At 63.7% G+C, this 11833-nt stretch carries 10 protein-coding genes; 1 reads left to right on the plus strand and 9 read right to left on the minus strand.

Translation table 11 applies throughout. The features are described 5' to 3' along the window. Positions 1-96 precede the first annotated feature (96 nt). The 4 genes from B8446_RS11805 to rpsB all read right to left on the minus strand — a co-directional run bounded on the left by B8446_RS11805 (position 97) and on the right by rpsB (position 3757). Positions 97-1140, minus strand: a complete 1044-nt coding sequence (locus B8446_RS11805) for a nucleoside hydrolase (RefSeq protein WP_084712309.1) — start codon at positions 1138-1140, stop codon at positions 97-99. A gap of 42 nt (positions 1141-1182) precedes the next feature. Continuing rightward, positions 1183-1920, minus strand: a complete 738-nt coding sequence (gene recO / locus B8446_RS11810) for a DNA repair protein RecO (protein ID WP_048849856.1) — start codon at positions 1918-1920, stop codon at positions 1183-1185. Positions 1921-1958: 38 nt separating this feature from the next. Next, positions 1959-2864, minus strand: a complete 906-nt coding sequence (gene tsf, locus B8446_RS11815) for a translation elongation factor Ts (protein WP_048849858.1) — start codon at positions 2862-2864, stop codon at positions 1959-1961. A gap of 113 nt (positions 2865-2977) precedes the next feature. Continuing rightward, positions 2978-3757, minus strand: a complete 780-nt coding sequence (gene rpsB / locus B8446_RS11820; RefSeq protein WP_048849859.1) for a 30S ribosomal protein S2 — start codon at positions 3755-3757, stop codon at positions 2978-2980. Between the two features lie 262 nt (positions 3758-4019). Here rpsB and B8446_RS11825 point away from each other — a divergent pair, with 262 nt between their 5' ends. After that, complete coding sequence (locus B8446_RS11825) at positions 4020-4304, plus strand: hypothetical protein (RefSeq protein WP_048849861.1); 285 nt, start codon at positions 4020-4022, stop codon at positions 4302-4304. On the opposite strand, the gene dnaE is transcribed toward B8446_RS11825, so the two are convergent. Genes dnaE through proS form a run of 5 tightly spaced genes read right to left on the minus strand, consistent with a single transcriptional unit; the run spans position 4305 to position 11826 of the window. Beyond that, the gene (gene dnaE / locus B8446_RS11830) at positions 4305-7724 is read right to left on the minus strand and encodes a DNA polymerase III subunit alpha (protein ID WP_048849862.1); all 3420 of its coding nucleotides are present in this window, start codon (positions 7722-7724) and stop codon (positions 4305-4307) included. It lies immediately after the preceding gene. A gap of 33 nt (positions 7725-7757) precedes the next feature. Beyond that, the gene (locus B8446_RS11835; protein WP_048849864.1) at positions 7758-8537 is read right to left on the minus strand and encodes a CBS domain-containing protein; all 780 of its coding nucleotides are present in this window, start codon (positions 8535-8537) and stop codon (positions 7758-7760) included. A 34-nt stretch (positions 8538-8571) separates the two neighbouring features. Then, a complete protein-coding gene (locus tag B8446_RS11840; RefSeq protein ID WP_048849866.1) occupies positions 8572-9267 on the minus strand; it encodes an ABC transporter ATP-binding protein in 696 nt (231 codons plus the stop codon). Then, positions 9260-10507, minus strand: a complete 1248-nt coding sequence (locus B8446_RS11845; protein WP_048849868.1) for a lipoprotein-releasing ABC transporter permease subunit — start codon at positions 10505-10507, stop codon at positions 9260-9262. The genes B8446_RS11840 and B8446_RS11845 overlap by 8 nt, the downstream gene beginning before the upstream one ends. Beyond that, the gene (proS, locus tag B8446_RS11850; protein WP_048849869.1) at positions 10507-11826 is read right to left on the minus strand and encodes a proline--tRNA ligase; all 1320 of its coding nucleotides are present in this window, start codon (positions 11824-11826) and stop codon (positions 10507-10509) included. Before proS ends, B8446_RS11845 begins: the two co-directional genes overlap by 1 nt. Between the last annotated feature and the right edge of the window lie 7 nt (positions 11827-11833).

Below are 11833 nucleotides of genomic sequence, written 5' to 3' on the forward strand. Positions count from 1 at the left end.
GACGTGGCGCACGGCCACGCCTTTCCTCTTTTCACACATCAGGGCCGGTCGACGCGCGTCACATGTCCGTGCCTTGCCGCCCGCAAACCCCTGTCTTCAATGCCCTAACAAGGTACGGGCATAAAGCGCCTTGAGGCGTTCGGAGTCGACATCGATGCACGCCGCCTGATCAGGCCGGCCATCCCAGCCATTTGCGGGAAAGCGTCGTCCCGCAGGCTTCAGGATCGATTCTCCGGCAGCGATCCCTTCGGTCACGACCCGAATAGCGCCACGCCGAACGCTGAACAGGCTGGGGTCCAGGAAAAAGGCCACGGCCGAGGAGTCGTTTACGTAGATCGCATCCAGCCCGAGCCGCCGGTGATGGAAATCCATGTAGAACCGCGTGACGTCCCAGATGAACTTCGACGCGGGGCCGCCCCGGTCACGAAGCCTGGCCAGCCACGCATCGTTCATCATCGTCCTCGTCGTGACGTCGAGCCCCACGACCGTGACCGGCCACGCTGCACCAACTACCTCGTCCGCTGCACGGGGGTCACCGGCGAAGTTGGCCTCCGCGGCCGGAGTGACATTGCCCAGCACACCATTCGTGCCGAAAGCGCCCCCCATGATGATCACCTGCTTCGCGAATGACGCGATCGCAGGATCTTCGCGCAGTGCGAGGGCGAGATTGGTCATCCGGCCGATGGCGATCAGCGTGATCTCGCCAGGCGATGCCCGCAGCATGTCGATGATGAACCGGTGCGCCGGTCGCGGATCGAGTGCCCGGTTCAGGCGCGCAGGCTCGGGCACATTTCCAAGCGCGTTGCGGCCATGGACATAGACCGGCGCCTCACCCACCACGCCGTCGAGCGACGGCCCCTGCCCTTGTGCGACCGGCACGGTAATGCCGAACGTTTCCGCGAGATATCGGGCATTGTGCGTTGTCGTGGCGATCAGGCCGTTGCCGGATGCCGTCGTGATGCCGACCAGTTCGACATCTGGTGCGAAATGCAGGAAAAGCAGCGCCATCGCGTCGTCGACACCCGGATCGGTGTCGAGAATGACTTTTCGTCTTCTGGAAGAAGGCGCCGCATGCGCGGAGGATGCCGCGAAGGCATAAAATCCAAGCTGGCCGAATGTGCGACGGTTCAGGATATGCATCGTCTCATCAACGCGCGTTTTCGAGCCATGCACAAGCAGAGCTCAGGCCGAGATCATGGCGCCTATCCGCTCGCGCAGGCGCAGCCGGGCCGCAGGCAGGCCGACATGACGTTGGCCAAGGGCCTCGCGTGAAAGAAAATGGGCCGTAAGATCAAGACCATCGCGCCAGTCCTCGGGACCCGACGGCGCGTCCGGATCGCGCAGGAACGCGGGTAGCCGCAGCAGACGATCGCGCCAGACACCCGCCGCATCCTCGCTGACGGCACGCCCGGTCTTGGGCGATACAAAGCGTAGATCAGAAGTGCTTCCCGTCACGGCACATGCGCCGAGATCGAGCCCGAAGCCAATCTCGCCGAGCAGCGCCAGTTCCCAGGCCACGAGCAGCGCCATTGGGGGATCGTCGGCGCGAGCAGCGATCAGGGCCACGAGGCGAACTGTATCGAGGAACAGCGCGGGATACGCCTCGCGCTCCGGGAGCGTCGCATCAGCCACCGCGAGCACCGAGCTTAACATCGCAAGCGACAGCGGCGCATCCAGGATCGTGACGGCCGCGGGATGGACCAGCTCGCCGGTGACCTGACCGAGCTGATCGGCCAGACGTGCGCGCCAATGCACGAGCGCCAGATTGCCGGGTTGCCACAAGGACGCCTGGCGCCGGGAGGCCCCACCGCGGGCTAGCCCGGCACATCGTCCATGCTCTTCCGTGAAGAGATGGACGATCGCACTGCCCTCACCGAAGGGCCGCGCCGAAAGCACCAGAGCCGCGGCTTCCCATTCCATGGAAGCTCAGGCTCCGGCTGCCATCAGGCCAGCAGCGTTCAGCCGCCGGCTGCCTTTGCGACTTCAGCGGCGAAGTCGTTCTCTTCCTTCTCGATGCCTTCACCGAGGTGGAAGCGCTCGAACGCGATCAGTTCGGCACCCGCCTTCTTGACGACGGCGGCAACGCGGCTCTCGCCGTCATGCACCCAGATCTGCTCCAGCAGCACCACTTCCTCGTAGTACTTGCGGATACGGCCATCGACCATCTTCTCGATGATCGCTTCCGGCTTGCCGGATGCACGGGCCTGCTCGACCAACACCGCGCGCTCACGCTCGAGAGCGCTGGAATCAACGCCCTTGATGTCGAGTGCGGTCGGGCGGGTTGCTGCAACGTGCATGCCGATCTGACGGCCCAGCGTCTCAAGCGCATCGCTCTCGCTCGGCGCCTCGATAGCCGCCAGCACGCCGATCTTGCCGATGCCCGGACGCAGCGCGCCATGAACATAGGACGCGACCACGCCCGACGGCACGCTCAGCACCTTCGCACGACGGAGCGACATGTTCTCGCCGATCGTCGCAATGAGGTGGGTCAGCTCGTCGGCGACCGTGCGACCGCTGGCGAGAGTGGCACCCTTCAGCGTCTCCAGGTCGTCGCCGACCTTCAGGGCCGCTTCCGCAACGGCGGCCACGAAATCCTGGAAGGCCTCGTTGCGGCCGACGAAATCGGTCTCGGCATTGATCTCGACCATCGCGGCCATCTTCGGGGCCGATGCAACGCCCACCAGACCTTCGGCCGTCACGCGACCGGACTTCTTGGCTGCCTGCGACAGCCCCTTCTTGCGCAGCCAGTCGACCGCCGCTTCCATGTCGCCGGACGCTTCCGTCAGCGCCTTCTTGCAGTCCATCATGCCGGCGCCGGTCTTCTCGCGCAGCTCGCGCACCAGGCCTGCGGTGATTTCCGCCATGTTTCGCTCCTCAAAACAGCCAAACGGCGCGCTGCGGTCCGGTACTCGGATCGCGGGCGCGCCCGTCAAAAACAGTTGCCCGATGCCCTGTCGGCATCGAGCAACATCATCATTCAGTTGGCAGCCGCCGGCTCTTCGGCCGGAACTTCGGCCACGGCCTCGGGCAGCTCTTCGGCCGCACCGAAATCCTCGCCGGATGCGCCGAGCTCAGCCGAGATGCCATCGAGCACGGCCTGCGAAACGAGGTCGCAGTACATCGTGATCGCGCGGATCGCATCGTCGTTGCCCGGGATCGGGAACGTGACGCCACGCGGATCGGAGTTGCTGTCGAGCACCGCGATCACCGGAATGCCGAGCTTGTTGGCCTCTTCGACCGCCAGCTTTTCCTTGTTGGTGTCGATGATGAACAGGATGTCGGGCAGACCGCCCATTTCCTTGATACCACCGAGCGACCGCTCGAGCTTGTCCTTGTCGCGCGTGATGTCCAGGATCTCTTTCTTGGTGAGACCCTGCGTATCGCCGGCGAGCATGTCGTCGATCTGGCGCAGACGCTTGATCGAACCCGTGATCGTCTTCCAGTTGGTCAGCATGCCGCCGAGCCAGCGATGGTTGACGTAATACTGGCCGCAACGCGTCGCCGCCTCGGCAACATGCTCAGCCGCAGCCCGCTTGGTGCCGACGAACAGCACGCGACCGCCACCAGCAACGGTGTCGCGGACGGCCTTCAGGGCACGATCCAGCATCGGCACGGTCTGCTGCAGGTCGATGATATGGACCTGGTTGCGGACGCCGAACAGATACGGCGCCATCGCCGGGTTCCAGCGACGCGTGTGGTGACCGAAATGCACGCCGGCTTCGAGCAGCTGGCGCATTGTGAAATCAGGCATCGCCATGATTCGAATTCCTTCGTTTGGTTGAACCTCCATGCAGCGAAGCATCCGGCTTCAGGCCGGACACCAAACAGGCGCCACATGTGCGAATTGACGGCGGGCTTCCCCACTGACAGCGCGCATATGGCCAAATCCGTGACGCCGCGCAAGACTTTCGGCGAGGATTACCGCATGATTCGTCAGGTCGTCCGGCAATTATTCAACCAGATTGCCTCGAGGTCACGGACCTGCTACCTGAGGTTGTAATCCTTGGGAGATCGAGGTCATGAATGTCTCGCAGGCCGGCCCCTCCATCCCGACTGCATCTGTAGATACGACGCCGTCGCAAACGGTCTCGACGACAGGACGCTCTGCCACTGCAAGCACAGCGAGCAGCCCGGTGCGACTTCTCAATCCTGACCCCAAAATCGATCCGGCTCTCGGGATCGTCGTTACCAGCTATTATTCGCAGGATGGGGCGCTGTCCTACCAATATCCGACGAAGACTGCCCTCGCGCACTACGCCGTTTATGGCTTGCCAAACTCTGCCACCAGCGCGTCGGGCACCTGATCAGCGGTGCTCGATCCGGCCGACGCCGGACAGGATGCGCATGCGTTCGCCAAGTCGCGGCGTGACCCGATAACGATCCGTCAACGTGATTTCCACCTGCCGCCGGTCCTCGATCGTCGGAAGCAGCACAATCCGCCCGCGCCCGCCCTGCTCGTCGCGCAGCATGTCCTGAATGGACGAGATCGCGGCCGCGTCATCGATCCACACCCGCAGCTCGCCCTCGGCTTCCGCCGCCGCCCGCTCAAGATCGCAGACATCCTGGGCGGTGATGCGCAGCGCGTCTCCGTCGATCTTGAGCTCCGCCGAGACCAGTACGGCATGGCCCGCGACCAGCAGCTCGCGTGATCTCATCAGAACTTCGGAAAAAAGGGTGACTTCACATCCACCGGTCCGATCCGACAGACGAAGCCAGGCCATCTTGCTGCCGCTGCGGGTCGGGCGTTCCTTACGGTCGACCACGCAGCCCGCGATCTTGACCCGGACCGCGCCTGACCGGGCGCTCGCTTCGAGCTGGGCGGACTCGACAACCTGCAGTCGCCGCAAAAGCGGACGATAGGCATCGAGCGGATGTCCGGTCATATGAAACCCGATCGCTTCCGCTTCCGCGGCCAGGCGCTCGAATGCCGGCCATGGCGAAACATCCGCAAGCCGCAGAGGCTCAGGCGCACCAGCACCGCCGAACAGTCCGATCTGGCCGGATGCCGCCTCCTGCGCCTGGGACTGCGCACGTCGCAAAACGGTCTCGCTGCTCGCAAAGACCGTATGTCGGTCCGCAACAAGACTGTCGAAAGCCCCTGCTTTTGCGAGATTTTCCATCTGCATCTTGTTGAGCTGGCGCGCATCGCAGCGTGAGGCAAAGTCGACGAGATCGCGAAACGGCGTATCGCCCCGCGCCGCCACCAGCGCTTCCATGGCACCAAATCCGACGCGCTTCACGGCCGCCAGTGCGTAGCGGATGCCATAGGTGCCGTCAGGCTGCTGTTCGACGGCAAAGTCGGCTTCCGAGCGATTGACGTCGACCGGAAGCACCGGAATACCGAGACGCGCCGCTTCCTGGCACAAGGCCGCCAGCTTGTCCGTCTTTTCGCGTGCGAGCGACATGCAGGCCGCAATGAACGCGACGGGATGGTTCGCCTTCATCCAGGCTGTCTGGTAGGAAACAAGCGCATAGGCTGCGGCATGCGACTTGTTGAATCCATAGTCCGCGAAGCGGGCCATGAGATCGAACACTTCCTCGGCCTTGTCCGCCGGAATGCCGCGCGCGGTTGCACCGTCCACGAAGATCTTGCGCTGCTTCTCCATTTCGGAAGCGATCTTCTTGCCCATCGCACGTCGCAGCAGGTCAGCGCCGCCGAGGCTGTAGCCCGCCATCTTCTGGGCGATCTGCATGACCTGCTCCTGGTAGACCATGATGCCATAGGTCTCTTCCAGGATCGGGCGGATCTCCTCATGTGGAGGTGCCCACGCCTCGCCATGTTTGCGACGGCAGTAATCAGGGATGTTCGCCATCGGGCCCGGCCGATACAGCGAAACGCCGGCGATCAGATCCTCAAGGCGGCTGGCACCCATCTGCTTGAGCATGTCGCGCATGCCCGCACCTTCGAACTGGAACACGCCGGCGGTATCACCACGTGCAAGCATGTCGAAGGTCTTTTTGTCGTCTAAGGGCAACGTTGAGAGATCAACCTCAATTCCTTGTTGTTGCAGGAATTTCAGGCCGCGCTTCAGAATGGTCAGCGTGGTCAGACCCAGGAAGTCGAATTTGACGAGCCCGGCCTGCTCGACGAACTTCATGTTGTATTGCGTGACCAGCATGTCGCTCTTGGGGTCACGATAGAGCGGCACGAGTTCGACCAGCTTGCGATCACCGATCACGACGCCCGCGGCGTGCGTCGATGCGTGTCGGTACAGCCCTTCGAGCTGAAGTGCGATTTCCATCAGGCGACGAAGCGCTTCGTCGGACTCGCGCATTTCCTGCAGCTTCGGCTCGCCCGCGATGGCCTGCGCGAGCGTCACCGGTTTGGCCGGATTGTTCGGAATGAGTTCGGCCACGCGATTGACCATGCCGAACGGCAGGCCGAGAACGCGCCCCACGTCGCGCACGGCCGCACGCGCCTGCAGTTTTCCGAACGTGATGATCTGGGCCACGCGATCCGCGCCGTATTCGCCGCGCACGTATCGAATGACCTCGTCCCGCCGGTCCTGGCAGAAATCGATATCGAAGTCCGGCATCGACACGCGTTCCGGATTCAGGAAGCGCTCGAACAGCAAGCCGAACGGGATCGGGTCGATATCCGTGATGGTCAGCGCCCATGCGACCAGCGATCCCGCACCCGAGCCGCGACCCGGCCCCACGGGAATATCGTTGGCCTTGGCCCACTGGATGAAGTCGGCCACGATGAGGAAGTAACCGGGAAAGCCCATGCCTGCGATGATGCCGAGCTCGGTCTCCAGACGCTCGCCATAAACCGTGCGGGTCGCCTCGTCGGCACTGAGCTTGTCCAGTCGCGCCTTGAGGCCATCGCGGGCCATCGTGCGCAGCGTCTCTTCCTCGGTCGCGCCGTCATGGACCTTCGGGCAGATCGGCAGCAGCGGCTTGCGTCCCTGCACCATGACGGCGCAGCGCTTCGCGATCGCGATCGTGTTGTCGCATGCTTCCGGAATATCGGCGAACAAGGCCCGCATCGCATCCGGCGGCTTGAACCAGTGCTCCGCCGTCACACGACGGCGGTCCTGCTCCGCCATGGTCCGGCCCTGTGCAATGCAGAGCAGCGCATCATGCGCTTCGTGCATCGATGGCGTCGGGAAGAAGCATTCATTGGTGGCAACGATCGGCAGGCCCGCCTGGTCGGCCAGTGCGATCAAGCCAGGCTCGACCGCACGCTCGGACGCCAGCCCATGCCGCTGGATCTCGATCGCGCACCGTCCGGGAAAAGCGGCGGCCACCTGTGCAAGCCAGGCTCGTGCAGCATTCTCCTGCCCTTCGGCCAGACGCTGGAACAGTGGCCCGCCCGTCCCGCCCGTCAACAGGAACAGCCCCGCGCTCCGGGCGCACAGCACGTCCAGCGAAACCACGGGATCGCCCGGATCGCTGCCCATGAAACCTTCGGTCGAGAGCCACTGAAGGTTGGCCAGACCTTCCTCACTCTGGGCCAGAACAACCACGGGCTCGGACGGCACACCCGGCTTGTCCGTGACAGGAGGAAGCGCGATCTGACACCCGATGATCGGCTGAACGCCGTTCTGACTGCAATACTGGGAAAACTCGAGCGCACCGAACAGATTGCCGCTGTCCGTCAGGCCGACTGCCGGCATGCCGAGTTCGGCTGCCCGCTTGGCAAGGTCGGCAACACGAATCGCGCCCTGGCTCAGTGAGTAGGCGGAGTGGTTACGCAGATGGATGAAGTCGGCATGGCTCATGAGGCATGGTTTATCACGCCACGGCGGAGTCGTTCAGGAGGCTTCCTCGTCATCGCCGGTTTCCCGAAACCACTGGGCTGCTGTCTCGCGGCTCGGGGGCGGATTGATACCGGCATCGATGTCGGCCGCGCGCGCATACCCAAGCCCGTTCTGAAGGAAGACCCGGTCGAGGCGCACGGCCTTGACCCCCGGCAAACCGGTCGCCATGGCGCGAAGACCATCCAGATCCGCTTCGTCCCGCGCCTCGCCGGTGAAGGTCACGTTGCCCGCCTGACACGTGACTTTCACATCGTGCGGCGCCCAGCGTTCGGACGACAGGCGCTGCGTGATCCGATCGACGATCTCCTGATCCGCCATCGGCGCTCCGGCGTCCGCCAATCGGTCACGCAAGGCCCGCACGATATCGCGCCGGGAAATGATACCGACCAGCCGATCTCCATCGACCACCGTGACCCGCCGGATGCCTTGCGTCTGCATCTTGGCCACAACGTCGACCAGCGTATCGTCAGGGGCGACCGATTCCACGCTCTTCGTCATGACGGCGGAAACATGCCGTCCATGCAGCCGCGCGTAACGCTCGGCCCGGCGCTCGCGCGACATGCGGAACCAGAACCCGCCTTCATCGCCGCCGGTGCCCAGTTCGGACCGACGGAGCAGATCGCCTTCGGTGAGGATTCCAACCAGACGGCCATGGGCATCGCAGACCGGAAGACCCGTGATTCGTTTGGTCAGCAACAGATCGATCGCTGTCAGAAGGTCGGTATCCGGTGTCGTCGTGACGACATCGCTCGTCATCAGATCCCTGGCCAGCATTCTGCCCTCCCTTCCCGACATGAGGCGGTCCGTTCTAGAGCGCCACGATCATTCCGTCTCGCAACGTTACCACCCGGTCCATCCGGGCTGCGAGCGCATCGTTATGCGTGGCGATCAAAGCTGCCACCCCGTCCGATCGAACGGTGCGTACCAGTTCGTCGAACACGACGTCCGATGTATGAACGTCGAGATTGCCGGTCGGCTCGTCAGCCAGAAGCAGACGCGGCGCGTTGGCCAATGCACGCGCGATGGCGGTCCGCTGCTGCTCGCCGCCCGACAGCTTGCCCGGCATCTGCGTCAGTCGGTGCGCCAGACCGAACCGGCTCAGCAGATCGTCAGCGCGTGCACGCGCGACCGCGGGCAAAACACCTGCGATCAGCTGCGGGAGCATGACGTTCTCGCGCGCCGTGAATTCCGCCAGCAGATGGTGGAACTGGTATACGAAGCCGATCTCGTCCCGCCGAACAGCCGTCCTCGCCAGATCGGACAGCCCATGCACGTCGCGAGTGCCAATCGAGATCGCCCCGGAATCGGGTGATTCGAGCAGTCCCGCCAGATGAAGCAGTGTCGATTTACCGGTCCCGGACGGCGCCACAAGGGCCACGAGTTCTCCTGCGCGAATATCGAGGTCGACGCCGCGGAGGATGTCGAGCCAACCTTCGCCCGAACGGAAGCGCCGGGAGACGCCGCGCATCGACAGCGCAACGTCCTGCGGCGAATGCTCACTCATGACGCAGCGCCTCGATCGGGTCGGTCTTCGCCGCGCGCCACGACGGATACAGCGTTGCGAGCAGTGACAGGGCAAGTGCGAGCAGCACGACTTCGATCACCTGTCCCCAGATCAGCTTCTCGGGCAGATGTTCGAGATAATAGACCTGCGGGTTGAACACCTGCGCGCCTGTGATGTGCTCCACAGCCGTCTGGATGCGCCGGATATTCACGCAGAACACGACGCCGATCAGGGTGCCAGCGACCGTCCCGACGATGCCGACGAAAGCGCCGCACATCAGGAAAATCCGCATGACGGCTCCCCGGCTCGCACCGAGCGTGCGCAGTACCGCCACGTCGCGCGTCTTGTCCTTCACCATCATGATCAGGGACGAGATCACGTTGAACGCCGCGACCACAATGATGAGCGTCAGGATTAGAAACATCACATTCTGCTCGACCGTGACCGCACCAAGGAACGCGTTGTTCTGTTGCGTCCAGTCCAGGACCCGCAAACGCGGATCGTCCAGACGGCTCACAACCTCCCGCGTGACCGGTTGCACGGCAAGGGGATCGGCCGTCGAGATCTGGATGAGCGACACCGCATCCGGCATCATGAGGAACTTCTGGGCGCTCTCAAGCGGCATCAACACGACCGAACTGTCGTAGTCGTTTACGCCGGCGTCGAAGATGGCCACGACATGATAGGTCCGGATCCGCGGCATGGTGCCGAACGGCGTGGCCTGCCCGTTGGGCGACAGCAGCGTCAGTGACGAGCCAACACTCAGACCCGCGTGAGCGGCGAGCGATTCACCAACGGCGATCGCGTCATCGCCATGGAAATCGGCAAGAGTACCCGCCTCGATACCCGAACTGATTGCCGTGAATTTTTGCAGGTCAGCTGGCGCGATGCCCCGCGCTTCAGCACCCGAGGAGTAGGACCCGGCCTGAATCAGCACGGTTCCTTCCGCGATCGGCAGCACCTTGGTGACGCCCGGCACCTGACGGATGGCGGCCACCGTATCGCCGTAGTTCTCGATCGGACGACCATAGGCAAACACGCTGAGGTCGCCATTCAACCCCAGGATGCGGCTCATGAGATCGGCCTTGAAGCCGTTCATCACCGCCATGACGATGATGAGCGTCGCAACGCCAAGCGCGATGCCGATCAGCGAAAAGATCGCGATGATCGACACGAACCGTTCGCCGCGCCGTGCGCGCAGGTAGCGCCCGGCGACTGTCCGCTCGAAACGGCCGAACATCAGGTTCCGGAAGCAATCAGGGCGAGCGCCTCGTCGAGCGACATCTCGGACCGCTCGCCGGTCGCACGGCGCTTGACCTCGACCCGGCCGGCCGCAGCCCCACGAGGTCCCACGATCAGCTGCAGCGGATGGCCCATCAGGTCCGCGTCATTGAACTTCACCCCGGCCCGGTCCGCGCGATCGTCATAGACCAATGCGTCGGGAGCCGAAGCATACAGCGTCTCGCAAATGGCATCCGTCGCCTGATCGCCGGGCTTGAGGTTCAGGATCGCCGCACGCCACGGTGCCACCTGCTCCGGCCAGATGATGCCGGCGTCGTCATGGCTCGCCTCGATGATGGCCCCCACGAGACGCGAGATGCCCACGCCGTACGATCCCATCTGCGGGAAGAACGGCGCGCCATCGGCACCGCTGACCGAGATGCCCATCGACTCGGTATATTTGGTGCCGAAATAGAAAATATGCCCGACCTCGATTCCGCGCCCCTCGCGACGGCGCTCCGCCGGGACCGTCTCCCACTTCGTGGCGTCGTGCATTTCGTCGGTCGCGGCATAGCTTCCGGTAACGCGGCCAAAAAATGCCTCGAGGCTTGCCTCGTCATCGAGATCGACCGACTGCGCGAGCCAGTCCTGCTCTTCCAGTGACGCGTCGTAGAAAACGCCGCTTTCGCCGGTCGGTGCCAGGATCAGGAACTCGTGGCTCAGATCACCACCGATCGGCCCGGTATCGGCGACCATTGGCACGGCGCGAACGCCCATCCGCTGAAAGCTCCGGAGATAGGCCAGCATCTGGCGCCGGTAGCTCGCAACCGCTCCCTCGTAGGACGAATCGAAGCTGTAGGCATCCTTCATCAGGAACTCGCGCCCGCGCATGACGCCGAAGCGCGGCCGGATCTCGTCACGGAACTTCCACTGCACGTGGTACAGTGTCTGCGGCAGTTCCCGATATGATTTCACGGCGCCACCGAACAGGTCGGTAATCATTTCCTCATTCGTCGGCCCATACAGCAGATCCCGCTCGTGGCGATCCCGGATCCGCAGCATCTCCGGTCCATACGCATCGTATCGACCGGACCGCTTCCACAACTCCGCCGACTGGAGCGTCGGCATCAGGACTTCCTGTGCGCCGATCCGGTCCTGCTCTTCGCGCACAATCCGGGCGATGTTGTTGAGGACACGCAGGCCCGCCGGCAACCAGGCATAGATGCCCGATGCGGTCTGGCGGACCAGTCCCGCACGCAGCATGAGCCGGTGCGAGACGATCTGCGCCTCGGCCGGGGTTTCCTTGAGCATCGGCTGAAACGCGCGAGACAGACGCATCGAACTT

The sequence above is a fragment of the Tanticharoenia sakaeratensis NBRC 103193 genome (genome assembly GCF_000963885.1).
GTDB classification, from domain to species: Bacteria; Pseudomonadota; Alphaproteobacteria; order Acetobacterales; family Acetobacteraceae; genus Tanticharoenia; species Tanticharoenia sakaeratensis.